Consider the following 25,727-nt stretch of genomic DNA (forward strand, 5'->3'; position numbering starts at 1 on the left):
TGATGCGGTCGTTTTTTTTGCTGAATTCTTTTGCTTTGATGGAAGTTGAGATGACCGACCAGACTACCCGCCTGCCGATCCGCCGCGCCTTGATCAGCGTTTCCGACAAGACCGGGATCCTTGAATTCGCCCGTGAACTCGTAGCCTTGGGCGTCGAGATTCTCTCCACCGGTGGCACGTTCAAGCTGCTCAAGGACAACGACGTCGCAGCGGTAGAAGTTGCGGACTACACCGGATTCGCGGAAATGATGGACGGCCGGGTCAAGACCCTGCACCCGAAAATCCACGGTGGCATCCTGGGCCGTCGCGGCATCGACGACGCTATCATGACCGAGCACGGTATCAAGCCGATCGATCTGGTCGCGGTCAATCTCTACCCCTTCGAAGCCACTGTTTCCAAGCCAGGCTGCGACCTGCCGACCGCCATCGAGAACATCGACATCGGCGGCCCGACCATGGTCCGTTCGGCTGCGAAGAACCACAAAGACGTGGCCATCGTGGTCAACACCGGCGATTACAGTCAGGTGCTGGAAAGCCTCAAGGCAGGTGGTCTGACCTACGCCCAGCGTTTCGACCTGATGCTCAAGGCGTTCGAACACACCGCCGCCTACGACGGCATGATCGCCAACTACCTGGGCAGCGTCGATCAACGCGCAGAGACGCTCTCCACCGAAGGCCGCAGCCAGTTCCCGCGCACCTTCAATACGCAGTTCATCAAGGCACAGGAAATGCGCTACGGCGAGAACCCGCATCAGAGCGCGGCGTTCTACGTTGAAGCCCAACCTGCCGAGGTCGGCATCGCGACGGCGACCCAGCTGCAGGGCAAGGAACTGTCCTACAACAACGTGGCCGATACCGACGCCGCGCTGGAATGCGTAAAGAGCTTCGTCAAACCGGCCTGCGTCATCGTCAAGCATGCCAACCCCTGCGGCGTTGCGGTCAGCCCGGACGCCGAGGGCGGTATCCGTCAGGCTTACGAGCTGGCCTACGCGACCGACAGCGAGTCGGCATTCGGCGGCATCATCGCCTTCAACCGTGAACTGGATGCCGAGACCGCCAAGGCGATCGTCGAGCGTCAGTTCGTGGAAGTGATCATCGCCCCGAGCGTCAGCGCCGAGGCTCGAGCCATCGTCGCCGGCAAAGCCAACGTTCGCCTGCTGACCAGCGGCCAGTGGGCCGTGGATCGCGCCCCGGCATGGGATTACAAACGCGTCAACGGCGGCCTGCTGGTGCAGAGCCGTGACATCGGCATGATCACCGCCGATGACCTGAAAGTCGTGACTCAACGCGCCCCGAGCGAGCAGGAAATTCACGACCTGATCTTCGCCTGGAAAGTCGCCAAGTACGTCAAATCCAACGCCATCGTCTACGCCAAAAACCGGCAGACCATCGGTGTCGGTGCCGGCCAGATGAGCCGCGTGAACTCGGCGCGTATCGCCGCCATCAAGGCTGAACACGCCGGTTTGCAAGTGCAGGGCGCAGTCATGGCCTCCGACGCCTTCTTCCCGTTCCGCGACGGCATCGACAACGCAGCCAAGGTCGGCATCACTGCGGTGATCCAGCCCGGCGGTTCGATGCGCGACAACGAAGTGATTGCCGCCGCTGATGAGGCCGGTATCGCGATGGTGTTTACCGGTATGCGCCATTTCAGACATTGACGTGTCAGCGACAAGTTTCAAGCTGCAAGCGGTCAGTAAAAGCAGATTTGTGTCGCCTTGATCGTACCCACGCTCCGCGTGGTGACGCAGCCTGGGACGCTCCGCTACCCCCGGATGCGGAGCGTCCGCATAGGCAATCCCACGCGGAACGTGGGAACGATCAGTCCCTACAGAATTAGCGTCATCGAGGTTTTTGAAATGAACGTACTCATCATCGGCAGCGGTGGTCGTGAACACGCCCTGGCCTGGAAAGTCGCGCAGGACCCACGCGTACAGAAGGTCTTCGTTGCGCCGGGCAATGCCGGCACCGCTACCGAAGCCAAGTGCGAGAACGTCGCCATCGACGTGCTGGCTCTGGAGCAACTGGCCGACTTCGCCCAGAAGAACGTCTCGCTGACCATCGTCGGTCCTGAAGTGCCGCTGGTCGAAGGTGTAGTAGACCTGTTCCGCTCCCGCGGGCTGGATTGCTTCGGCCCCACCAAGGGCGCCGCGCAACTGGAAGGGTCCAAGGTTTTCACCAAGGATTTCCTGGCGCGTCACAAGATCCCGACCGCCAACTACCAAAACTTCACCGAGATCGAACCTGCGTTGGCGTATCTGCGCGAAAAAGGCGCTCCGATCGTGATCAAGGCCGACGGCCTGGCCGCCGGCAAAGGCGTGATCGTCGCCATGACCCTGCAGGATGCCGAAGACGCCGTATGCGACATGCTCGAGGGCAACACATTCGGCGATGCAGGTTCCCGGGTGGTGATCGAAGAGTTCCTGAACGGCGAAGAGGCGAGCTTCATCGTCATGGTCGACGGCAAGAACGTTCTGCCAATGGCCACCAGTCAGGATCACAAACGTGTCGGCGACGGCGACAACGGCCCGAATACCGGTGGCATGGGTGCTTACTCCCCCGCCCCGGTAGTCACCGCCGACGTGCATCAGCGCGTGATGGATAAGGTCATATGGCCGACCGTCAGAGGCATGGCAGAGGAAGGCAACGTTTACACCGGCTTCCTCTATGCTGGTCTGATGATCGACAAGGCGGGCAACCCGAAGGTGATCGAGTTCAACTGCCGTTTCGGTGACCCGGAAACCCAGCCGGTGATGTTGCGCCTGCAATCAAGCCTGGTGTTGCTGGTCGAGGCCGCTCTGGCGCAGGCGCTGGACAAAGTGGAAGCCCAGTGGGACCCGCGCCCGAGCCTCGGCATCGTGCTGGCTGCCGGTGGCTACCCTGGCGATTACGCCAAGGACGCACCCATCAGTGGCCTGGACGCCGCTGCGACGTTGTCGGGCAAGGTGTTCCACGCAGGTACTGCGTTAAAGGATGGTCAGGTGGTGACCTCCGGTGGTCGTGTTCTGTGCGCGACCGCACTGGGTGACACCGTTGGCGATGCGCAGAAACAGGCCTATGAACTGGCTGCGAAGATCGATTGGGAAGGTTGTTTCTACCGCAAGGACATTGGCTATCGCGCCATTGCCCGGGAACGCGGCGAACATCTGGAGTAAGTCTGGGCCCGGACAGTCGCCCGAACCTCAGCGACTGTCCGACTATCCAGAGCCGCACCAGAGTAACTGGCTTCATTCACGAAGGGATTTCGCCGTGCGCTGGCTCAGGATTGCCGCTTGTTTGATCGTCGCCATGATGACTCTGCTCTGTGTGCCCACGGCATCTGCCGAGGTCAGCGCGGGATGGTCGAACCTTGTCGACGATCAGGCCAACCTGCAACTGAGCGACATTCGCTCCGCACACTACGATTCCCAATTCAGCCCTGTAGAGCTCGATCAGATTCGCGCCGTCAATCGCGACTCCGCTCTGTGGCTGCACTATCGGCTGGCTCCGGCCGATCACGAACAACTGCTGCGCATCTTCGCCCCGGACCTGGCGACTGTGGACATGTACGTGATGGACGGCGAGACGCTGATCGACCACTCACGCTCAGGCAATGATGTCCCTCGCGCAGCACAGCCCTTGCCCTCCGTCGATTTCCTGTTACCCGTTCCGCACGTTCATCGGCCGCTGGATCTGTACCTGCGACTGAAATCCGAGCAGGAGTTGCGTCCGAACATTTCGCTGGAGTCAGCCGTCTCCGGCGCCGCCGATGAACGCCGTCCGCTGCTGCTAGGGCTGTTTTTCGGCTCGCTGTTCATGTTGATCGTGCAGAACATCACCCGCTACGCCCAGTCCCGCTCCGTCAGCAGCCTGTGGCTGGCAGCCTGCGAAGCTTGCCTGGGGCTCAGCACGCTATTGCTGTTGAATCTGCAGGCCCCATGGCTGCCGCGCTGGCATCTGGCACAGACACCGAGCGCACACCTGGTCCTGCTGATGGCTGCAGCGACCGGGCTGATGTACACCTATTGTTTCTTCATTCAACGAGGCGTCGAGGCACTCAATCGTCTGCTCATGAGCGCTTTGCTGGTCATCGGCTTCGGCGGTCTGCTGGTGCTGTTCGTCGATACCCTGCCGCTGAACATTCTGACCTTCCTGCTGGTCGCGCTCACTACGCTGACCATTACGCTGGTGTCGATCTACCACCTGCAAAAGGGTTACGCGCCGGCGCGGCCGTTTGTGATCGCGATGATCGTGTTCAACCTCGGCAATCTGGTGGTTCTGCCCGCGATGCTGTGGCTGACCGCCGTTCCCGCACAAACGCTGATCATCGCGGTTCTGGGCATGTTCTGCGTGTGCGGCCTGCTGATGAGCATTGCCCTGAGCGAGCGCCATCGCAGCATCACTGAAGACAACTTCAGCATCAGCCGGGAGCTGGCTGCCAGCACTGCCGAGATCAATGCCAAAGCCGAGTTTCTGGCCAAGATCAGCCACGAAATCCGCACGCCCATGAACGGTGTTCTGGGCATGACCGAACTGCTGCTGGGCACGCCGCTGTCAGTCAAGCAGCGCGACTACGTGCAAACGATTCACAGCGCGGGCAACGAGCTGCTGACCCTGATCAACGAGATCCTCGACATCACCAAGCTGGAGTCCGGCCAGATCGAACTGGATGACGTGCAGTTCGACCTGAACGCGATGATCGAGGACTGCCTGAGTATTTTCCGGGCCAAGGCCGAGCAACAGAGCGTCGAGCTGATCAGCTTCATTCAGCCTCGCGTGCCACGCGTGATCAGCGGCGATCCCACTCGACTGCGCCAAACGCTGCTGAGCCTGCTGGAAAACGCGCTGAAAAAGACCGACGAGGGCGAGATTCTGCTGGTCGTTGCTCTCGACTCGCGCGGTGGCAAGCCGCGCCTGCGGATTGCCGTGCAGGACAGTGGTACGCCTTTGACTGCCAAGGAGCGTGAAGCCCTGCTGCACGCCGAACTGCACAGTAAAAACTTCCTGGCGGCGAGCAAGGTCGGCGGTCACCTGGGGCTGGTCATCGCCCGGCAACTGATTCTGTTGATGAGTGGCGAGTTCGGTATCCAGAGCGGCACCAATCAGGGCAGTACCCTGTGGCTGAGCCTGCCGCTGGACCCGGAGCGCCTGGAGCAGCCACCGTCGGACCTCGACAGCCCGCTCAAGGGAGCGCGAGTGCTGGTGGTGGACGACAACGACACCTGCCGCAAGGTGCTGGTCCAGCAGTGCAGTGCCTGGGGTCTGAATGTCAGCGCCGTACCCTCGGGCAAGGAAGCCCTGGCGTTGCTGCGCACCAAGGCGCACTTGCGTGACTATTTCGACATTGTCCTGCTCGATCAAAACATGCCTGGCATGACCGGCATGCAACTGGCAGCCAAGATCAAGGAAGACCCGAGCCTGAACCACGACATTCTGCTGATCATGCTCACCGGCATCAGCAATGCGCCGAGCAAGGTCATCGCCCGTAATGCAGGGGTCAAGCGCATCCTCGCCAAACCAGTGGCCGGTTACACCCTGAAGACTACTCTGGCCGACGAGCTGAACCAGCGTAACAAGGGGCAGGTGCCATTTTCTCCGGGCCAGTCGGTGGCCAGCGAAGTGGACGTGCCCAGCGATTTCCGGATTCTGGTGGCCGAAGACAACAGTATTTCCACCAAGGTGATTCGCGGCATGCTCGGCAAGCTCAACCTGCAACCGGACACCGCCAGTAATGGCGAGGAAGCGCTGCAAGCGATGAAGGCCCAGCGTTACGATCTGGTGCTGATGGACTGCGAGATGCCGATCCTCGACGGTTTTTCGGCGACCCAGCAATTACGCGCCTGGGAGGTGGGCAACCAGCGAGTCCGCACGCCGGTGGTCGCCCTGACCGCGCATATCCTCGCCGAACACAAGGACCGCGCCCGCCAGTCGGGCATGGACGGGCACATGTCCAAGCCGGTGGAACTGTCGCAGCTGCGTGAGCTGGTCGAATACTGGGTCGAGCAGCGCGCGCGTCAACAGATCGGTATCCATGGTGGTGATCAGGAGCGCTATCAGCAAAACTGACCCTTCTTCCCGGGCGGCGCCTGATAGACTTGCCCGCGTCCAAGTCTGCCGCCACGAGCTCAAACCATGCTTCATGTGCTGTTCAGCGTTTATCTGAAGATGCTGGTGCTTTACAGCCCGTTCTTCGTTCTGTCGTGTTTCATCAGCCTGAGTCGCGGCTATTCGCGCAAGGAACGCCGGTATCTGGCGTGGAAAATTGCTTTCGCGACCTTGGTATCGAGCGTGTTGCTTTACCTGTTCGGTCGGGCCATTTTCGGGGTTTTCGGCATCACCGCCGACGCCTTCCGTATCGGTGCCGGCAGTGTGCTGTTCATTTCGGCGCTGGGCATGGCGCAGGGCAAGTCGGGCGTTCAGACCGATAACGTCCAGCAGGATGTTGCCATCGTACCCCTCACCATTCCGATCACGGTCGGCCCCGGCACCATCGGAGCGCTGCTGGTCATGGGCGTCAGCCAACCTCACTGGGACGACAAGCTGACCGCTATCGTCAGCATTGCCTTGGCCAGCTTCACGGTGGGCGTGGTGCTTTACCTCTCACACAGCATCGAACGCATCCTGGGTGAGCAAGGCCTGCAGATCGTCAGTCGGTTGATGGGCCTGTTCGTCTGCGCATTGGCTGCACAGATCATCTTCACCGGCATCAAGGGTTACCTGTTTCCCTAGGCGTCAGATAGGGAACGCTTTGATCGCATGATCGGAATTGGCGTTCAGCTGCATGCGGATCTGCTCTCTGTAACCGGCATAGACCGCCCGATCGAAATGGTAGACGCCGCCGCTGATACGCAGGAGCATGTCCCGCCGGGTATCGGTCCAGAAATCGAAATCACGGGTGTCGACCGACGCGGTCAGGCGGATGGCGCAGATCAGTATCAGCACCTCGCCCTTCGAGTCGCTCAGGCATGGGACCATTTGCAAGCGCCCCAACTCTCCATCGCGCGAGCCATTGCTGAAAAACCGGTCGGCGTGGCGATTGACCTTCAAGGAGCGCCAGGCGGCACCGGCCAGACTCGCGAGCGCCCGTGACCCGGCTGAATCAATGATATTGAAGGTTACGGCGTCCAGCTCCGAAGGATGAAAAATGACCTGCGGGGTATGCCGGATCGGAGAGACCAGCAGACAACCGCGGTTTTCGAGTCGCGTACGGTAGCGGAATATCCAGTTGGAATAATCGTCCCGCTGATCGTGATATCGACTGGCGAAGGCGTGGGCATGGGACAGGCAATCGAGGATGTCTTCGCGGTCCTGCCTGCCGATCCCGTCGTACAGAGAAACCAGGCTGGAGCCGACGATTGCGCCGACTGCGGTACTCACGACCGTGCCGCCCGGACCGGGAGAGAAAGCTGCGCTCGCTTTTCAGCCAGCGCCGTATCGACCCGCTGTCGAAACAGGGAATATCGCAGGTCGTCCAGCACGCCGACAAACGCGAAGGATCTGAATTCGCCGACCAGCCGACCGGGCTCCAGGCGCTGGGCAAACGGGTTCGCGCCAACCCTTTCCAGGGTGTCAAAAGCCATACACAGCAGGATCATCTCGCGTGAGGGCAACACGAATCCGATCTGAAGGACGACCGAAGTGACAACTTCAGGCTCCTCTGCTGTGGCAGTTCGGGCGCTGGTATTGCTGGCGGCCACTTCAACACAGCGCTCGTGGAGCGCCTTTAGGACATTGTCATCGGCGACGTCGAAAATCGATGCAAGCACGTTGTCCAGCCGCTCGCCGCGCCATTGGTCGAGCGCATCGGGCAGTAATTCGTGCAACACCCGGGCAACAACGACACTTTCGCTTTTTGCTTCCCGCTTCTCGGCAAAGTCCAGCCGCAGCCAGCCGAAGGCAGCCAAGGCCTTGATCAACGTGGCTTGCCAATCGCGATAGTGAGTGAATTTGTTGAACTGCCTGTTTGCCGCCAACTGCGTATACAGACTGCAGTCCAGAACGTCGCGCTGAAGGCTCTGGTCCACCGGCGCAACGAAGACCAGCAGCACCCCTTCGTTCAAATAAGTTTGCACAGTTTCCTGACTCATCATGCTCACTCCTGTGAAAGAAGGCCGCGCAAACAGCGCGGCCTGATTCCTTAAATCGGGAACTCACTCAAGGCTGCATCGGACGACTGCAAGAGTGCCTGGCGAACGCGCTCGCGGCGTTGTGCGTAAAGCGATTGATGAAATACCAGGACATCTGCGCTTTGGTTCAGATCCACGGCTACCGAATTCCAGTTGGCAAACAACACGTTGGTCACATTGAGACTGGTTTTGACCTCAACTGCACCCACGGCCAGAACGATGACCCCTTCGGCGCTCTCGTTGCATCCGCCGACGAGGAATCGCGCACCTCCAGGTTTCTCGGTCCGGCTGTTGAACAGGCGGGCAGGTTCATCCTGACCTCTCAATGCCTGGACGGCATCCTGGGCGATTTGCAGGATCAACGCGCCTGCTGCTGTGCCACCCGTAGCTGCAGCGGCAAGGGAGGAAGCGATGAGCTGCAGGCCGACCTGGTCCAGGGTCAGCACTCTTTCGCGGCTGGAACGACTGACGTAAGCAAGATCCTGTGGGGTCCAGTTCAGGGCGCGGGTCATCGCGCTGCGGAAGGTCTTGTACCACTCGCCATTCTCCGTCACTACGTCGTAACGCTTGTCTGCCGCCAGGGTCGCGTAGGTCACCGTATCCAGAACGTCTTCGCGCGCCTGCTGGCTCATGCCCTCGACAAAGCCGATGAGGGCTTGCCCCGTGACGGCTGCACGGGCCGGCTCAATGGCTTCGAGCTGCGAAATGTGCGAGACAAGGGCGGGAGGGATTGAATCCAGCGAAGGGATAGTCGACAGATGATTCATGAATGCTTCGTTGTTCATTGCTAAGTCCTTTTAAGAATCCGTCCGTCATGGACGCCGATACCCTAGCGCATACCGCGCGCCCGCGATCAGTCGAACCGGGCTTCATGCGGTGAAGATCACGAAGCGAAAAAAGGGTTAGAAAATGTGTGTTCAGGCTCGCACCGCCTGTGCTGAAAGGGGTGAAGGCAAGTGGGGAATAAGACTGCCAGTAAAGGGATGGACTGATTCGCGGGTGAACAGCTGAAGATTCCAAACGACTGAGACGTCGAATCCCGCATGGGAGAGGCGCTTTCTTACGCACAAACGGAGGGATTCCGAAGCCCCTCCGTTCAGGTCATTGACTCATCCGGCAGGTTTGATGCCATACCAGCGTGGCGTATAGACCCAGTGCCGTCCCTCGGCCCTTGGGAACCTGGTCGTCAGCGATGAACCGACCAACACCATCGTGCGCATGTCCACCTGCTCGGGAGTCAGTTCGCCCAGAGTGATGACACGCAAGGTTTGCCCAGGACGCCCAATGTCTCGCCCCAGCGTCACCGGGGTTGCAGGGACACGGTGCTGACGCACGATTTCCAGCGCGCGTCCGAGCTGCCATGGGCGGGAACGAGAAATCGGGTTGTAGAACGCCAGCGCAAGGTCGGCCTGACAGGCCAGGTCCAGACGCTTTTCGATGATGTCCCAAGGCTTGAGGTTGTCCGACAGCGACATCACGCAGAAGTCGTGGCCCAGCGGGGCGCCCGCTTGTGCAGCCGTTGCCAGCGAAGCCGAGACGCCCGGCAGGATTTCCAGATCAACAGCATGCCAGCGCGGATCGTCTGACTCGTGCAGCGCCTCCAGCACAGCCGCCGCCATGGCGAAAACGCCGGGGTCGCCCGAAGACACCACCACCACGGAACGCCCTTGGGCTGCGAGCTCGAAAGCATGGCGGGCACGCTGCATTTCTTCGCGGTTGTCCGTGCAGTGCAGCACCTGATCGGCACGGAACGGCCCGGCCATGCGCACATAGGTCTCATAGCCCAGCACGTCATTGGCCCGCGCCAGTTCGGCTTTGACGGCCGGGATCATAAATTCGGCAGCGCCCGGGCCCAGACCAATGACCGCCAGCCGTCCGCGACCAGTGCCGATGCGCTCGATATCCAAGGGCTGTGGCGCAACGGCAATGGCGATACCGTCGCGCGGCGTGATCGGAGGCAATAGCTGTGGCAGAACCCGCTGTGCCCTATCGCTGGCCGATACGCCAGAGGTGAAGCGCACCGGTACACCCAGTTCCTGCGCCGCTACATGCAACGCCGAGGCGGCCATGACGGTTTCGCTCGCCAGCAGACACGCGAGCGATTGCAGGGCGATGCGTGAGTCGTGCAGCGCAGCCCTCACAACGTTGACCAGATTCTCGATGTGCGCATCCACCGAAACCAGCACATTGCGCGGGTAGATCAGCAGTTCGTGGGCAGAAGGTTCGCGCTCGGCATTGCCGACATGAATCGCCAATTGCGCACGCTCGTCCTCCGGCAGTTGGGCTTTGGCCAGCCACGGCGCTTCGCCTTCGATACGCACGGTTTCGCCGGACAGCAGATCGGAAACGAAACGCTTGCCCAGTTCCAGGTCGCCCAAGGTGTAACCGGGCGGCGGGTTGAGCAGGCAGGTGCCAAAACGCAATTCGCCGCTGGTGGTGATGGCGGCATTGGTCTTCAAGCCCGCCGCGATTGCCCGGGCCATGACGTTGACCCCGGCCAACCCACCCAGTAACGGCACCACGGCGCTGCCATCTTCGGCCACCGCCAGCACTGGCGGCTCGGCGCCCTTCTCCAGTAATAACGGCGCAAGTGTGCGAATGACAATGCCCGCCGCACACAGCGCGATGATCGGCGTGTCCTGCTGGTACAGGCTGCGCAACGTTGCGCCGAACTCGGTATAGCTGCGATCAGCGCCTTCCACCCGGTCAGCCAGGCCGTAAATAAGCGCATCCGGGTACAGCCGTTGAATCCGCTGAGCGGTGCTCAGCGCGCCTTTGCTGAGAATGACGATGGCCGGAGCCTTTATAGAGGTAGCGCCCATCAGCCTTGCCACCTTTCACCGGGAACGATGATCAGCGAAAAATACGGCGAAGACATCGGGTCGACTTCCGCCAGTGGCACGATCTTTTGATTGCTCATGGTGGCGCGTTCGACGTACAGCGCGCGCTCGGCCAGGCCAATGTCCATCAACACCTGACGCACCTTGGGCAGGTTGCGGCCCAGCTTCATGATTACCGCCGCATCGGCGTCCACCAGTTTGCGCTTGAGTTCTTCGGCCGACAGCACACCCGACAACACCGACAGACTCTGATTGCGATACACCAGAGGCGCGCCCAGCACCGAAGCGCCGCCGAGCATCGAACACACACCAGGCACCACTTGGGCTTCGTAGCGTTCGGCCAGGCGATCATGCAGGTACATATAGGAACCGTAGAAAAACGGGTCGCCCTCGCAGATCACTGCCACATCCCGACCGGCGTCCAGATGGGCGGCGATATCGAGGCTGGACGTGTCGTAGAAATCGCTGATGATCTGCTCGTAGGACATCGGCGCAGGCAGCGCTTCGGTGGTCACCGGGTACACCAGCGGCATCAGGGTTTGAGCCTCTTGCAGGTGCGCTTCGATGATGCCGAACGCGTTGCCCTTCTTGCCTCTGGCGACGAAGTACGCCACCACCGGCGATTCGCGCAGCAGGCGCAGTGCCTTGACGGTGATCAGCTCAGGATCGCCGGGGCCGACGCCCAGACCGATCAGACGACCGCGTGCCTGCATCATTCGACCTCCGTAGCGAGCGCGTTGACTGCGGCAGCGGCCATGGCGCTGCCGCCACGACGGCCCTGCATGATCACGTAGGGCACGCCACGGCTGTCAGCGGCAAGCATGTCCTTGGATTCCGCAGCGCCGACGAACCCGACCGGGAAGCCCAGGATCAGCGCCGGTTTCGGCGCCCCGGCATCAATCATTTCCAGCAGGTAGAACAGCGCGGTCGGCGCATTGCCAATGACCACCACTGCGCCTTCCAGATGCGGGCGCCATAGTTCCAGCGCTGCGGCGGAGCGGGTATTGCCCAGCTCGCGAGCGAGTTCAGGGACGCCTTCGTTCTTCAGAGTGCAGATCACCTGGTTGTTGGCTGGCAGGCGCGCACGGGTCACGCCCTCAGCCACCATGTGCGCATCACACAAAATCGGCGCGCCCGCTGCGAGGGCCTGACGGCCTGCAGTACCGGCACCAGGGGAGAAACGCAGGCCCTCGACCGCATCGACCATGCCGCAGGCATGAATCACGCGCACGGCGAGTTTTTCCAGGTCGGCCGGGATGCTGTCGAGCAGTGCTTCGGCACGAATGATCGCGAAGGAGTTGCGGTAGATCTCCTGGCCGTCGCGGATGTAATCAATCATCGGTGTTGCTCCGTGAGTCGGCGGTCAACATCGCGCCGACTGCTTCAATAGTGAGGTCACGCCCACGCAGCACACCGAATCCCGGCTGAGCTGCGTCGCGAAAATACAGGTCATAGCGGCCAGCGGAAACCGCCAGCAAGGTGATAGGTGCCACATGGGCAGCGGCGCAGGCCCGGTTGCAGCCGGACAGGTGCACGGCCTGGCTTACACCCGCATGTTGCAGGTACGCGGCCAGTTGCAGCGCTTGGGCCTTGGTGTCGGACAGGCCTTTGCCACAGGCGGCGGAGCCTGTGCAGGCAATCAGTTGCGACAGGGCCTGATCTGCATCGCACAACAGCCCGGCCGCGCGCAGTCGCTCCAGAGCAGACCCGGCCCGTTCGCAACGGACATTGCGCACCATCAGGCTTTGCCAGGGCGTCATCGCCAGCGAACCATCGCCACGTTCCACCGAGAGCGTTGCAGCGCTGCGCAACATGGACGGACTCAACCGCCCCAAAGGCACGACACCGCCGACCGAGACCAAACCGGACTGGCGCTGTGGATAAAGGCCGATATGTGAATTGAGTTGAGTCGGCGCACGACGCCATGTGGTGATTCGTTGATCATGTCGCAAGGGGTGCTGCAGACGTTTCGATAAACGCTCGAGAAACTGCGAGGCGGGCATCTCCTGCAACAGATGACGCATGCGCGTTTGCTCGGGCCGGGCGTATTCGAGGAACAGCTCAAGCACCGCCACCACCAGAGCATGGCCCGCTTCCAGCGCCACGGCTGCCAGCGGCGATTGCGTCGCAGGGCAACCGGCAAGGCCGAAACCCAACAATGTCTCGCCGTTGACGTTCAGCGCCGACAGCCAAAGATCATGGGGATGCTCAAGCATTGCCAGGCCTTCGCCCGCATCCAGCGACAACGCGAATTTGGGCGACAGCTCATGAAAGCGCGGGTGTGTTTCCAGCGAACCAAGGATCTGTGCCGCGAGCGGACGAGCATCGAACGATTGCAGAGCGTCCATGCCCGCAGTGGGACTGAGCATCAGGTTGCGCACATCGTCGCTGGCCGGGTTTTTCGGACCCAGACCGGCGTCGAGCAGTGTCGCGATCAGTTGGTCGTGTTCGGTCCCGATGCCGCGAATCTGCAGATTGCTGCGGTTGGTCGCCTCGATCACACCCCCGGCAAAACGCTCGGCAGCCTCGGCCACGGCGATAGCCTGCGCGGCGGTAATGAGCCCGCCCGGCAGCTTGATCCGGCAGATGCCCCCGTCCAGCGCCGGGACGATACGCAACAACCCCGGACAGGCCGAGGGGCGCAAAGGCATGGCGGGAATGCGAGCGAACAGCGGCTCGGTCAAAGGGTCACCTGACGTGATCGGGCTGGGAAGAGCAGATACCGGGATCTGCGAGGGCCGTATTATGCCTGCTTTGGCAGGGGCCATGAAAACACGGTCTGTCGGAAGGTCTCATTGGCCTGCGCTGAACTGCGACAGGCTTCGAAAACCTTCCGATGAAGAACCTGCTCATCAAGCGCTATTTGATGCCTCAAGCCTGGACTGAAACACACGACTGTGTGCATCAAAATCTGCCCGAGCCGCACTCAAAGAAGCCTCCCTTATTCTTCCGCGATTCGTCCTACATAACCCCTGCAGAAATTCGTTTAGCGTCTGCCCTCCAGCACCCCCATCCAAGGAATGGCATGACCCCCGTCGCCCGCCTTGGCGATATGCACCTGTGTCCTGTTCCCGGTCAGGGTACGTCGCCCATCCTCTCGGCCTCCTCCACTGCCCGCGCCATCGTCGATTTCGCCAAACTCGGCGCCATACGTCTGGACGGTTCGGTGGATGACGCCCTGATGGCTGAACTGCTGGCCGATCCTCACCTGCAACAGCGCGCCTTGCTCTCGAGGGCGCTGGTGCAGCCCGGCGGTTCAGCTGCCACCACCGCCAACGCGCCGTTAACTCCGGAACTCCATTGCGCAGTAAGTCCCTCCTCAACCCATGCGGACGATAGATGGCCTTGGCAGCCGTTGTTACGCTCTCCAACGCTGCGCTAACGAATAAACTCGCTCCCACAATCGCCTCCGTTTCGTGCTTGCAGCGCGACAGCGCAGTATCATGGCGCCTTTATCCACTGATCGGGTCGAGGTAAACACATGTCCCCTTGGCTGACAGTCGTGGGAATCGGTGAAGACGGGTTCAAGGGGCTGGGCAGGAATGCCAGGCACGCGTTGCTACAGGCACGTCAGGTGTTTGGCAGTGCGCGTCAGCTCGATTTGCTGCCGCCGTGCATTCAGGCCGAACGGCGTCACTGGCCCAGTCCGTTTTCATTACAGCCTGTACTTGATGGGCGAGGCGAATCGGTTTGCGTCATTGCCAGCGGCGATCCGATGCTGTTCGGTGTCGGCGCCAGTCTGTCGCGGCAGGTGCCCATCGAGCAGATGCGCGTGATCCCGGCGCCCTCTTCCTATTCGCTGGCCGCCGCACGCCTGGGCTGGGCGTTGCAGGATGTGCTGACATTGTCGGTGGTCGCCCGGCCCGTGGCTGCGTTGAGTGCACAACTGCATCACGGTCTGCGCCTGTTGGTCCTGAGCAATGACGGCAGCAGTCCTGCCGCAATCGCCGCACTGCTGCGCGAGCGCGGTTTTGGGCCGAGTGCCATGACCGTGCTGGAGCATCTGGGCGGCGCGACGGAACGCCGGGCTGATGGCAGCGCCAATGAATGGTCAGACCTGGAAATCGCCGATCTGAATCTGGTGGCGATAGACTGCCGGGCAGCGCCAGGCACCTTGCGTTTGTCACCGCTTGGCGGCTTGCCGGACGACGCATTTCGTCACGACGGCCAACTGACCAAACGCGATGTGCGCGCCATCACGTTGGCCCGGCTGGCCCCGGTGCCCGGCGAGTTGCTATGGGACGTTGGCGCAGGCTGCGGCTCTATCGGTATTGAGTGGATGCGCGCGCATCCCACGTGTCGTGCGGTAGCGATCGAGTCAAACGAAGAACGCCAGCAGCTGATCGAATTCAACCGCGACGCGCTGGGTGTTCCGGGCCTGCAACTGATTCGCGGACGCGCGCCCGACGCGCTGGAAGGGCTTGAACAACCTGATGCGATTTTCATTGGTGGCGGCGTGACCGGTTCCGGCGTGCTGGACAGTTGCTGGCAACAGCTGCGCACAGGGGGACGACTGATCGCTAACGCAGTCACGCTGCAAAGTGAGGCGATGCTGGTCAACTGGCGCGAGCAGAACGGTGGCGAGCTGACCCGCATCCACCTCGCGCACGCCAAACCGCTGGGCGAGTTCGCTACCTGGCGTCAGGCGCTGCCGATTACCTTGCTCGAAGCGATCAAGCCCTGATGCGCGAGGAAACCGCCGAACAACCTGCGCCCTTGCGCAGCGGCCTGACCACCGGCAGCTGCGCCACGGCCACCTCACTCGCCGCAGCACGCCTGCTGCTGGCGGGCGAGGTCAATGACGCCATCCAGATCACTTTGCCCAAAGGCAGGCAGGTGCAAATGCGCCTGGAATTCTGTCGCGCTGTCGATGGCGGTGCGCAAGCGGGAACGATCAAGGATGCAGGCGATGACCCGGACGTCACCCACGGCGCGCTGCTGTACTCGCAAGTTCGCTTGATCGACACGCCGGGCGTAACGTTCGTCGCAGGCTCCGGGGTCGGCACCGTTACCCGTCCCGGCCTGGTGCTGGGCGTCGGCGAGCCGGCGATCAACCCGGTGCCACGCCGCATGATGACCGAGCACCTCACGCGCCTGGCCGTTGAGTTCGATTACCCGGGCGGGTTCGAAGTCACGGTCTGCGTGGAAAACGGCAGTGAGCTGGCGCTCAAGACCATGAACCCCCGTCTGGGTATTCTCGGCGGTCTGTCGATTCTTGGCACCAGCGGCATCGTCAGGCCGTTTTCCTGCGCGGCCTACATTGCCTCGATTCATCAGGGCATCGACGTTGCCAAAACCAACGGCTATGAACACATCGCCGCCTGTACGGGCAACGCCAGCGAGGACACCATGCGCCGGGTGTACGACCTGCCCGATATCGCGCTGATCGAGATGGGTGATTTCGTCGGGGCGGTACTCAAGCATCTGCGCAAGGCGCCTGTGGCCAGGCTCAGCCTTTGCGGCGGGTTCGGCAAGATCAGCAAACTCGCAGCCGGGCACATGGACCTGCACAGTCGGCATTCGAGCATCAACCTTGAGCAATTGGCGCGGTGGGCGGCGGACGTGGGTGCCGATGACGATCTGCAGCGAAAAATTTGCGAGGCCAATACCAGTCAGCAGGCCTTGGCGATGGCAGCGGCGGTTGGAATAGCATTGGGAGATGCAGTGTGTCAGCACGCCCTGGATTTCGCCCGCAGCGTAGTGCCTGCGCAGGTGCAGATCGAGGTCTTCGCCATCGACCGGCAGGGCGGCATTGTCGGGCATGCGGGGGTGTTTCTATGAGACAGCGGACAGTGAAACGCGTTCTGTTGCTGGGCGGGATCACGGAAGCGCTGGCCATCGCCCGTACGCTGGGGCCTCGCCATATCTACAGTCTGGCAGGTGTCGGGCGAGTACCGAGCGATCTACGCTGTGAGGTGCGCGTCGGCGGATACGGCGGCGCTGAAGGGCTGGCGCAGTTCGTGCGAGACGAAGGCATCCGTCTTATCCTCGATGCAACCCATCCCTACGCGGCTCAGATCAGTCAGCACGCCGCGAGCGCCGCGAAACTGGCGGGCATTCCTTGCTGGGCCCTACGCCGCCCGGCATGGCAAGCCGGTCCCCACGACGACTGGCGCGAGGTCGCTGACTGGGCAGCGCTGATCACGGCCCTGGCCCCCTTCAAGCGGCCGTTGTTCACCCTGGGCCGCGAGCCGCTCGCACATTTGCATGAGGTCCCCACGCATCAGTTCTGGACCCTCCGTGCCCTCGACAGCTACCCCGGCAACGAACGCTGCGAAATCATCGGTGCTCGTGGCCCTTTCAACCTTGAAGGTGAGCGCGCACTGTTCGAGCGCCGCAGCATCGATGTGCTGATCAGCAAGAACAGCGGCAGCACGGCGACCGAGCCGAAGCTTGAAGTGGCGCGGGAGCGTGGAGTGCCACTGTTGGTTCTGAAGCGGCCAGTGTTGGCGGGGGTGGATCGGGAGTTTTGGAGTGTGGGAGAGGTGTTGAAGGGATTGGAGCTTTTTACATCTGTCGGCCATTCAGGCTAAATGGCCGACATGAACCAACAACAAAAGAAAATCATCAGCCTTGAACGACGCCGTGCCTTTGCCTGGGTGGCGTGTTTTGCGCTGCTGTTCGGCATGCTGATGATGCCCATGACACCGACCATGCCGCGTACGCAGGGTGATCAACTCGTTGGGGGCAGCCTGTGCAGCGGCGGCGGGACACGTCTGGTGGCAATAACCATCGCGCCGGTGGATCAACGCAACCCTGATCGTAACGACCCTGTCCTCATGCAGCATTGCCGGTGTTGTTCCGGGGCGCTGTCGATGGTGGCGGTGCCGGCGGGTAATCAACCGGGTTTCATCATGCTCGTTCAGCCCCTGCGCTTGCCAAATGCCGTGCTGGTCATTCACGCACCTGCGCGGGTGCTGTGGCCCAACCTCAATCCCCGCGCCTCACCTCGAGTCTGATCGTTCGTTCGCGCTGCACATTGCGTATCTGAATGGCTTTGAGGCTCCCACCCATGTTGAAGAAGATTCTGTTGCTGGCCGCCCTGCTGCTGCCCGTCTGCCTCGTTGAAGCTCATGAGAGTGAAAACGGCCAACTGTCCATTGCCCACGCCTGGTCGATGGAGTTGCCGCCAAACGCACCCACGGTCGCGGCTTATTTCGTCATCCGCAACACAGGGACGCAGGCCGATCGGCTGATCAGCGTCGACAGCCCGATCGCAGGCGCCGCCCAGCTGCATGAGCATGTAAACCAAGACGGCCTGATGAAGATGCAGCAGGTCGAGACCGTAGACGTGCCAGCAGCCGGCACACTGACATTTGCGCCCATGGCTTACCACGTCATGCTGCTGGACCTGAAAGATCGCTCGAAACTGACAACCGGTCAGACCTTCCCGCTGACCCTTCACTTCGAGAAAGCCGGTGACCTGAGCGTTCAGGTCATCGTGCAGAAACAGGCGCCTGACGATGCCCCGCCCCATAACCATTGATCGATCTTGATCGTCGAAGCTGAACGCCTTTGCAGCGCATATCCGCGATGAGCAGCCGTAAAATCCCCGCCCCCCGCAAGCAGTCGGGTGTGTGGCTGAGCCTGTTCGCCATGCTGATGATCTTCATCGGCCCGCTGATATCGCAATCAATGCCGATGGAGCATCACACGGGCACGCCGCCATCCGTGTCGATGGCTGCGGACATGGACATGTCGCAGCCAATGGACATGTCGGCCCCCGAACACCGCGGACATCACGCAAACTCCGTTGAAACGGCTGGCGTCGATCACGTGCTCTGGGCCAAATGCGGCTATTGCACGCTGCTTTTCAGCTGCCCGGCGCTGACTCGAACCCTGGCCGTTGCGGCCCCTGTGCCGCCGACACCTGCCGATTTCTACAATGCAGCCCCGAGTCAGGGCCATGCTCGGCACGCTGTATTTCCCAACGCACGCAGCCGCGCCCCGCCGTTTCCTGCCGCCGCCTGAACCTTGAAAAGATTCGTACACGCTGGCGGCCCTTAGGGTGCCAGCGTGCTGCGCCGTGCTTATCCCTGACGGGAGCGTTTCACCATGTCCAAACCCAACGTGTCGTTCTATAACCTGGCGTGGCGCTGGCATTTTTATGCCGGGCTGTTCGTCGCGCCGTTCATGATCGTCCTGTCGCTGACGGGCATCGTTTACCTGTTCAAACCGCAGCTCGATTCGCTGATGTACAGCGACTTGCTGACAGTCAACCCCGCTCATCACCTCCTCAGCGCCGATGCGCAGCAACAGCGGGTACTCGACGCCTACCCCAACGTGCTGATCAGCAAATACCTGCCACCTGTGAATGCACAAAGCAGCGCGCAGTTCGTGGTCAGGCAGGACGGTCGTGACGTGAACCTGTTCATTGATCCCTACAACGGCAAGATCCTCGGTACCCAGGACGCCAGCAACAATCTGCAAGCCATGGCCCGGGAGCTTCACGGCGAGTTGATGATCGGCACGCTGGGCGATCGTCTGGTGGAGTTGGCTGCCGGTTGGGGCGTCGTACTGGTGGTTTCTGGCCTGTACCTATGGTGGCCGAGGGGGCGCTCGTCAGCGGGCGTGCTCTGGCCACGCTTCTCTGCTCGCGGACGCCTACTGTGGCGCGACCTGCACGCGGTCATCGGCTTCTGGGGCTCGGTGGCACTGCTGTTCATGCTCCTGAGCGGTATGACCTGGACCGGGCTGTGGGGCAAGGCGTATGCGGATGTGTGGAATACGTTTCCGGCAGCGATGTGGAACGACGTGCCCACGTCTGAAAAACAGGCAGGCGAACTGAATACGGCCAGCGTGCAGACCGTTCCCTGGGCGATGGAGAACACGCCCATGCCGGTGTCCTCTGGCGAACATGGTGAGCATATGCATCACGCGGGCATGTCCAGCGCACCTGCCGCGCCCGCAATCACGTTGCAGCAAGTCGTCGATATCGCCAGAGAGCGCAAAATCGAGCCCGGCTACAGCATTACCCAACCGAAAACCGCTGACGGTGTATTCACGGTATCGGTGTTCGCGGACGACCCGCACAACGACGCCACCCTGCATGTCGATCAATACAGCGGCAAGGTGCTCGCTGATGTGCGTTATGACAATTACAGCGCCGTCTCCAAAGCCACCGAACTGGGGGTAATGCTGCACGAAGGCAAAATGTTCGGCTGGCTGAATCAGTTGGTGATCCTGATCATCTGTCTGATGGTGCTGCTCAGCTCAGTGAGCGGCATCGTGATCTGGTGGAAGCGTCGGCCGCAAAACGGCTTCGGTGTTCCACCGCTGCGACACGCCTTACCACGCTGGAAAATCGCGACCGCAGTGATGATTGCACTGGGCGCCGCCTTCCCGCTCGTCGGGATTTCGATGCTGGTCGTATGGCTGCTGGATCGGCTAGCTCTTACGCACTTTGCCAAATCGACGACAACAGCTTAGATTGCGTCCTGCGGGGCCTGGAACCTCTTGAGTGGTTTAGTGATGAATTCCTCCTCATTTCCGGTTTCAGGCCCCGCCCTTTCTTATTTCCACTTCTCTGGCCACTCGCGCCTTTCACTCGGCAAGCCCGACTGCAGCCAGACGCTGCATCCGTCCCGGATAGAAAACGGTCACCCCGGACAACCTCACGCACCAGATCGGCGCGCACGCTGCACCGCCCGCCTGACCACAGCCCAGATTGGTGCGCACCCTTTTGATCTGCCGACGCCTTGCATTGATTTTGCGACCGTTCCGGCCTTGGCCCAGCCTTTGCTAAAGCCTATGCAGATCCCGTTTCTGCATTGCCAACAGCAGTCATGCCAAAAATCAAAGAATGGAGCCCGCCAATGAAGCGTCGCAGTTTGCTTAAAGCCTTCACTTTATCCGCATCGATCGCCGCCATGGGCCTTAGCTGGACCGCGCAGGCCGCAGACACCATCAAGGTCGGCATCCTTCATTCTTTGTCCGGCACCATGGCCATCTCCGAGACTTCGCTCAAGGACATGGCGCTGATGACCATCGACGAGATCAACGCCAAAGGCGGCGTCAACGGCAAGAAACTGGAGGCGGTGGTGGTTGACCCGGCATCCAACTGGCCGCTGTTCGCTGAAAAGGCGCGCCAGCTGATCACTCAGGACAAAGTCGCGGTGGTGTTCGGGTGCTGGACCTCGGTGTCGCGTAAATCGGTACTGCCGGTGTTCGAAGAACTTAACGGTCTGCTGTTCTACCCGGTGCAGTACGAGGGTGAGGAAATGTCGCCGAACGTGTTCTACACCGGCGCGGCACCTAACCAGCAGGCGATTCCTGCGGTCGAGTACCTCATGAGCGAAGACGGCGGCGCGGCCAAGCGCTTCTTCCTGCTGGGCACCGACTACGTCTACCCGCGCACCACCAACAAGATCCTGCGTTCGTTCCTGCACTCCAAAGGCGTGAAGGACAGCGACATCGAAGAGGTCTACACCCCGTTTGGCCATGCCGATTACCAGACCATCGTGGCCAACATCAAAAAGTTCTCCGCAGGCGGCAAAACCGCTGTGATATCGACCGTCAATGGCGACTCCAACGTGCCCTTCTATAAGGAACTGGGTAATCAGGGCCTCAAGGCGACCGACGTGCCGGTGGTGGCGTTCTCGGTGGGCGAAGAAGAACTGCGTGGCGTGGACACCAAACCGCTGGTGGGCAACCTGGCCGCGTGGAACTACTTCGAATCGGTGAAGAACCCGGTCAACAGCCAATTCGTCGCTGACTGGAAAGCCTACGCCAAGGCGCACAACCTGCCGAACGCCGACAAAGCCGTGACCAACGACCCGATGGAAGCCACTTACGTGGGCATCCACATGTGGGCGCAGGCAGCAGAGAAAGCCAAGTCCACCGATGTGGATAAAGTTCGCGAAGCGATGGCTGGCCAGACCTTCGCTGCACCATCGGGTTTCACTCTGGAAATGGACAAGACCAACCACCACCTGCACAAGCCGGTGATGATCGGCGAGATCAAGGCTGACGGTCAGTTCAACGTGGTGTGGAAAACCACAGAGCCGATCCGCGCCCAGCCATGGAGCCCGTACATCGAAGGCAACGACAAGAAGCCTGACCATGCGGTGAAGAGCAACTGATACCAGCCCCTGATGGTTCCCATGCTACGCGTGGGAACTGAGCCTTGGGCGCTCCGCGTCTGTCACCGGATGACGCCGAGCGTCAGGGAATGCATACCCACGCCGAGCGTGGGAACGATCAGCATCCGCGCATGGCCACCCAGTCATGCGGGTGCTTTCAGGACACCGATATGCCCAGACGTCTCTATCGCCTCATGCTCGCCCTGAGCCTGTTGCTGCCTGTCGCAGCTCATGCCAGCGAAGCCGGCGACTTTGCCGCGGCCGAATCTTCCGAACGTGCCCAATTGCTGGAAGCCTGGGCCGCCAAACCCGACCCTGCGCGTATTGAATGGCTGGTTGCGCTACAGGAAGGCCGCGTGGCCGTCGACAGCAGCCATCGCGCGTTCATCCAGAATGGCGACACCTTCACCCCGGTTGATCCGGGTGCGCCGGCATTGGCCGATGCCCCCGACCCCGATGAGCCTGAAACGCTCAGCCTGAACAACCGTCTGCGCGGCCTGGTGGAAACCGCCCTGGCCAGCCATCAATTGCTCGCCGCGGATGCCAGGCTGCGCTTGACGGCCGCGCTGACCTTGCAAAAAAGCGCACGCCCCGCTCAGTTGTCATTGCTCATGCAGCAAGTGGCGAGCGAGCAAGACGCTGCCGTGCACTCAGCGCTGAACCTTGCGCTGGCCAATCTGCAACTGGTGGACAGCAGCCCGACGGTGCGTCTGGCCGCTGTACGCTTGCTCGGTGAAACCGGCGACCCGCTGGCCCGCACGCGCCTGGAAAACCTGCTCGAACCCAACGTCGAAACCGACCCGACCGTGCGCCTGGCCGCTGAAACCAGCCTGGCTCAGGTCAAGCGCAAACTAATGATCGGTGAAGTGCTCGGTCAGGTATTCAGCGGTATTTCGCTGGGATCGATCCTGCTGCTGGCAGCGCTGGGCCTGGCGATCACCTTCGGTTTGCTGGGCGTCATCAACATGGCCCACGGCGAGATGCTGATGCTTGGCGCCTATGCGACTTACGTGGTGCAGATCATGTTTCAGCGCTACGCCCCCGGCGCCATCGAGTTCTACCCGCTGGTGGCGCTGCCGGTGGCGTTTTTCGTTACGGCCTGTATCGGCATGGCGCTGGAACGCACGGTGATTCGGCACTTGTACGGTCGCCCTCTGGAAACCCTGCTTGCGACCTGGGGCATCAGCCTGATGCTGATCCAGCTGATTCGCGTGCTGTTCGGCGCGCAGAACGTCGAAGTGGCCAACCCCGTGTGGCTGTCCGGCGGGATTCAGGTGCTGCCCAATCTGGTGCTGCCCTACAACCGGATCATCATCATTGCCTTTGCGCTGTTCGTGGTAGTGCTGACTTGGCTGCTGCTCAACAAGACCCGCTTGGGCCTGAACGTGCGCGCGGTCACGCAGAACCGCAACATGGCCGCCTGCTGCGGCGTGCCCACCGGGCGCATCGACATGATGGCTTTCGGGCTGGGCTCCGGCATTGCCGGGCTGGGTGGCGTGGCGCTGAGTCAGATCGGCAACGTCGGCCCTGATCTGGGCCAGAGCTACATCATTGATTCGTTCCTGGTGGTGGTGCTCGGCGGTGTCGGGCAACTGGCCGGTAGCGTGACGGCGGCCTTCGGGCTGGGCATCGCCAACAAGATTCTCGAACCGCAAATTGGCGCAGTACTGGGCAAGATCCTGATCCTGGCGCTGATCATTCTGTTTATCCAGAAACGTCCGCAAGGGCTGTTCGCGCTCAAAGGACGGGTGATCGACTGATGAATCAGCCACTGATGGTTACCGCCGCGCAACGCGCTGGCACCCACGTCACGATCTCGGTAGGGGTGATTATCCTTGCCGTGTTGATCGCGTTGCCACTGCTCTCACTGTTGCCCGAAAGCAACGGCCTGCAAGTGTCGGCCTACACCCTGACGCTGCTGGGCAAGATTCTCTGCTACGCCATCGTTGCGCTGGCCCTGGATCTGGTCTGGGGTTACGCGGGGCTGCTGTCGCTGGGGCATGGCCTGTTCTTCGCCCTCGGCGGTTACGCCATGGGCATGTACCTGATGCGCGAAGCGTCAGGTGACAGCCTTCCCGCGTTCATGACCTTTCTGTCGTGGACCGAGCTGCCGTGGTACTGGGTCGGCACCGAGCACTTCCTCTGGGCCATGTGCCTGGTGGTGCTTGCGCCGGGGCTGCTGGCGCTGGTGTTCGGCTTCTTCGCCTTTCGCTCGCGGATCAAGGGCGTGTATTTCTCGATCATGACCCAGGCCCTGACCTTCGCCGGGATGCTGCTGTTCTTCCGCAACGAGACCGGCTTCGGCGGCAACAACGGCTTCACCAACTTTCGTAGCATTCTGGGCTTCAGCATCACCTCCCAGGGTACCCGTGCGGTGTTGTTCCTGCTGACCGTGGCGCTGCTGGCGGGCAGTTTGTTCGTCGGCTGGCGCCTGGCATGCAGCAAGTTCGGTCGGGTGCTGACCGCGGTGCGTGATGCGGAAAACCGCCTGATGTTCTGCGGCTACGACCCTCGCGGTTTCAAGCTGTTCGTCTGGGTCTTGAGCGCGGTGTTGTGCGGTCTGGCAGGCGCGCTGTACGTGCCGCAGGTCGGGATCATCAACCCGAGCGAAATGTCGCCGACCAACTCCATCGAAGCCGCTGTCTGGGTGGCCCTTGGCGGACGCGGCACGCTTATTGGCCCACTGCTCGGCGCAGGAGTGGTCAACGGCATGAAGAGCTGGTTCACCGTGGCGTTTCCCGAATATTGGCTGTTTTTCCTTGGCGCGCTGTTCATCGTGGTGACGTTGTACCTGCCCAAAGGCGTGATTGGACTGATCAGGAAAAGGGGCGAACCATGAAAAGCTCTCCGACTCCGGCATTCGACCCGATGCTGGATCCGACTCTTCATCCAAACAGTGACGCCGGTACCAGTCGCGACGCCATCGGTCTGGGACAGCTCGCCGGCCAAGGCCTGAACACCCGCCACGGCACCATCCTGACCCTGGAAAACATCAGCGTCAGCTTCGACGGTTTCAAGGCGCTCAACGACCTGAACCTGTACATCGGCGTCGGCGAGTTGCGCTGCATCATCGGCCCCAACGGCGCGGGCAAGACCACGCTGATGGACGTGATCACCGGCAAGACTCGCCCCAGCCACGGCACAGCCTGGTTCGGCGAGACCCTGGACCTGACCCGGATGAGCGAAGTGCAGATTGCGCAAGCGGGTATCGGCCGCAAGTTTCAGAAACCCACTGTTTTCGAGGCGCTGAGCGTATTCGAAAACCTGGAGCTGGCGCAGAAGACCGACAAATCGGTGTGGGCCAGCCTGCGCGCCAGACTCAATGGCGAGCAACGCTCGCGCATTGACGAGGTGCTGGACACCATCCGCCTGACCGCTTCGATGTCGCGTCCGGCAGGGTTGCTGTCCCACGGGCAGAAGCAGTTTCTGGAAATCGGCATGCTGCTGGTCCAGGACCCGCAGTTGCTGTTGCTCGATGAGCCTGTAGCGGGCATGACCGACGCCGAAACCGAGTTCACCGCCGAGCTGTTCAAGAGCCTTGCCGGCAGGCACTCGCTGATGGTGGTCGAGCACGATATGGGCTTCGTCGGCACCATCGCCGACCACGTGACCGTGCTGCACCAAGGCAGCGTACTGGCCGAGGGCTCGCTGGAAGACGTACAGGCCGATGAGCGGGTGATCGAGGTTTATTTGGGACGTTGAAT

Annotated in this window: 24 protein-coding genes; 16 read left to right on the forward strand and 8 right to left on the reverse strand. The window is 61.4% G+C overall.

The annotated features are described in order from the left end of the window. The first annotated feature begins 50 nt into the window (after positions 1-50). The 4 genes from purH (at position 51) to EC915_RS12520 (ending at position 6,705) form a co-directional block, all read left to right on the forward strand. Positions 51-1,658 (forward strand): bifunctional phosphoribosylaminoimidazolecarboxamide formyltransferase/IMP cyclohydrolase, encoded by a 1,608-nt coding sequence (gene purH / locus EC915_RS12505; RefSeq protein WP_133750845.1) that lies wholly within the window; start codon positions 51-53, stop codon positions 1,656-1,658. 198 nt (positions 1,659-1,856) lie between these two features. Further along, positions 1,857-3,152 (forward strand): phosphoribosylamine--glycine ligase, encoded by a 1,296-nt coding sequence (gene purD, locus EC915_RS12510; protein ID WP_133750846.1) that lies wholly within the window; start codon positions 1,857-1,859, stop codon positions 3,150-3,152. 94 nt (positions 3,153-3,246) lie between these two features. Then, positions 3,247-6,042 carry a hybrid sensor histidine kinase/response regulator gene (locus EC915_RS12515; RefSeq protein ID WP_133750847.1) on the forward strand — a complete coding sequence of 932 codons (2,796 nt, stop codon included), beginning with the start codon at positions 3,247-3,249 and terminating at the stop codon, positions 6,040-6,042. A 66-nt stretch (positions 6,043-6,108) separates the two neighbouring features. Next, positions 6,109-6,705 carry a MarC family protein gene (locus tag EC915_RS12520; protein WP_133750848.1) on the forward strand — a complete coding sequence of 199 codons (597 nt, stop codon included), beginning with the start codon at positions 6,109-6,111 and terminating at the stop codon, positions 6,703-6,705. A 3-nt stretch (positions 6,706-6,708) separates the two neighbouring features. Here the strand turns inward: EC915_RS12520 and EC915_RS12525 are convergent, their stop codons facing one another. The 7 genes from EC915_RS12525 to cobG form a co-directional block, all read right to left on the reverse strand. Further along, positions 6,709-7,353: a hypothetical protein gene (locus EC915_RS12525; protein WP_133750849.1), complete on the reverse strand. Its 645-nt coding sequence runs from the start codon at positions 7,351-7,353 to the stop codon at positions 6,709-6,711. Continuing rightward, complete coding sequence (locus EC915_RS12530) at positions 7,350-8,024, reverse strand: hypothetical protein (protein ID WP_133750850.1); 675 nt, start codon at positions 8,022-8,024, stop codon at positions 7,350-7,352. Before EC915_RS12530 ends, EC915_RS12525 begins: the two co-directional genes overlap by 4 nt. Positions 8,025-8,113: 89 nt before the next feature. Further along, a complete protein-coding gene (locus EC915_RS12535) occupies positions 8,114-8,887 on the reverse strand; it encodes a hypothetical protein (protein WP_133750851.1) in 774 nt (257 codons plus the stop codon). Positions 8,888-9,211: 324 nt separating this feature from the next. After that, complete coding sequence (gene cobJ / locus EC915_RS12540) at positions 9,212-10,924, reverse strand: precorrin-3B C(17)-methyltransferase (RefSeq protein ID WP_133750852.1); 1,713 nt, start codon at positions 10,922-10,924, stop codon at positions 9,212-9,214. Continuing rightward, positions 10,924-11,658 carry a precorrin-2 C(20)-methyltransferase gene (locus EC915_RS12545; RefSeq protein ID WP_372237887.1) on the reverse strand — a complete coding sequence of 245 codons (735 nt, stop codon included), beginning with the start codon at positions 11,656-11,658 and terminating at the stop codon, positions 10,924-10,926. Before EC915_RS12545 ends, cobJ begins: the two co-directional genes overlap by 1 nt. Then, on the reverse strand, positions 11,655-12,281 hold the full coding sequence (locus EC915_RS12550; protein ID WP_133750853.1) for a precorrin-8X methylmutase: 627 nt from the start codon (positions 12,279-12,281) through the stop codon (positions 11,655-11,657). The genes EC915_RS12545 and EC915_RS12550 overlap by 4 nt, the downstream gene beginning before the upstream one ends. Continuing rightward, on the reverse strand, positions 12,274-13,626 hold the full coding sequence (cobG, locus tag EC915_RS12555; RefSeq protein ID WP_372237889.1) for a precorrin-3B synthase: 1,353 nt from the start codon (positions 13,624-13,626) through the stop codon (positions 12,274-12,276). Before cobG ends, EC915_RS12550 begins: the two co-directional genes overlap by 8 nt. A 341-nt stretch (positions 13,627-13,967) precedes the next feature. Here cobG and EC915_RS25460 point away from each other — a divergent pair, with 341 nt between their 5' ends. From EC915_RS25460 to EC915_RS12595, 8 genes are all read left to right on the forward strand, one after another. Next, positions 13,968-14,324 carry a hypothetical protein gene (locus EC915_RS25460; RefSeq protein ID WP_177413372.1) on the forward strand — a complete coding sequence of 119 codons (357 nt, stop codon included), beginning with the start codon at positions 13,968-13,970 and terminating at the stop codon, positions 14,322-14,324. Positions 14,325-14,423: 99 nt separating this feature from the next. After that, positions 14,424-15,626, forward strand: a complete 1,203-nt coding sequence (cbiE, locus tag EC915_RS12565) for a precorrin-6y C5,15-methyltransferase (decarboxylating) subunit CbiE (RefSeq protein ID WP_133750855.1) — start codon at positions 14,424-14,426, stop codon at positions 15,624-15,626. Beyond that, on the forward strand, positions 15,626-16,723 hold the full coding sequence (locus tag EC915_RS12570) for a cobalt-precorrin-5B (C(1))-methyltransferase (protein WP_133750856.1): 1,098 nt from the start codon (positions 15,626-15,628) through the stop codon (positions 16,721-16,723). Before cbiE ends, EC915_RS12570 begins: the two co-directional genes overlap by 1 nt. Positions 16,724-16,734: 11 nt before the next feature. After that, positions 16,735-17,475 (forward strand): cobalt-precorrin-6A reductase, encoded by a 741-nt coding sequence (locus EC915_RS12575; protein WP_133750857.1) that lies wholly within the window; start codon positions 16,735-16,737, stop codon positions 17,473-17,475. Positions 17,476-17,484: 9 nt separating this feature from the next. Then, positions 17,485-17,901 carry a DUF2946 domain-containing protein gene (locus tag EC915_RS12580; RefSeq protein WP_166650976.1) on the forward strand — a complete coding sequence of 139 codons (417 nt, stop codon included), beginning with the start codon at positions 17,485-17,487 and terminating at the stop codon, positions 17,899-17,901. Between the two features lie 53 nt (positions 17,902-17,954). Next, a complete protein-coding gene (locus EC915_RS12585; RefSeq protein WP_133750859.1) occupies positions 17,955-18,428 on the forward strand; it encodes a copper chaperone PCu(A)C in 474 nt (157 codons plus the stop codon). Positions 18,429-18,466: 38 nt separating this feature from the next. Then, on the forward strand, positions 18,467-18,913 hold the full coding sequence (locus tag EC915_RS12590; protein ID WP_372237896.1) for a DUF2946 domain-containing protein: 447 nt from the start codon (positions 18,467-18,469) through the stop codon (positions 18,911-18,913). An 84-nt stretch (positions 18,914-18,997) separates the two neighbouring features. Then, a complete protein-coding gene (locus tag EC915_RS12595; protein WP_133750861.1) occupies positions 18,998-20,371 on the forward strand; it encodes a PepSY domain-containing protein in 1,374 nt (457 codons plus the stop codon). 114 nt (positions 20,372-20,485) lie between these two features. On the opposite strand, the gene EC915_RS25270 is transcribed toward EC915_RS12595, so the two are convergent. Then, positions 20,486-20,620 (reverse strand): hypothetical protein, encoded by a 135-nt coding sequence (locus EC915_RS25270; RefSeq protein WP_256658722.1) that lies wholly within the window; start codon positions 20,618-20,620, stop codon positions 20,486-20,488. A 137-nt stretch (positions 20,621-20,757) separates the two neighbouring features. Here EC915_RS25270 and urtA point away from each other — a divergent pair, with 137 nt between their 5' ends. The 4 genes from urtA (at position 20,758) to urtD (ending at position 25,725) form a co-directional block, all read left to right on the forward strand. Then, positions 20,758-22,023 (forward strand): urea ABC transporter substrate-binding protein, encoded by a 1,266-nt coding sequence (urtA, locus tag EC915_RS12600; RefSeq protein ID WP_133750862.1) that lies wholly within the window; start codon positions 20,758-20,760, stop codon positions 22,021-22,023. Positions 22,024-22,193: 170 nt separating this feature from the next. Continuing rightward, a complete protein-coding gene (gene urtB / locus EC915_RS12605; protein WP_133750863.1) occupies positions 22,194-23,783 on the forward strand; it encodes an urea ABC transporter permease subunit UrtB in 1,590 nt (529 codons plus the stop codon). Continuing rightward, entirely contained in the window at positions 23,783-24,862 is a 1,080-nt protein-coding gene (urtC, locus tag EC915_RS12610) for an urea ABC transporter permease subunit UrtC (protein WP_133750864.1), read from the forward strand. Before urtB ends, urtC begins: the two co-directional genes overlap by 1 nt. Continuing rightward, positions 24,859-25,725, forward strand: a complete 867-nt coding sequence (gene urtD, locus EC915_RS12615; protein WP_133750865.1) for an urea ABC transporter ATP-binding protein UrtD — start codon at positions 24,859-24,861, stop codon at positions 25,723-25,725. Before urtC ends, urtD begins: the two co-directional genes overlap by 4 nt. Positions 25,726-25,727: the final 2 nt, after the last annotated feature.

It is taken from the genome of Pseudomonas sp. LP_7_YM (assembly GCF_004364435.1).
GTDB lineage: Bacteria > Pseudomonadota > Gammaproteobacteria > Pseudomonadales > Pseudomonadaceae > Aquipseudomonas.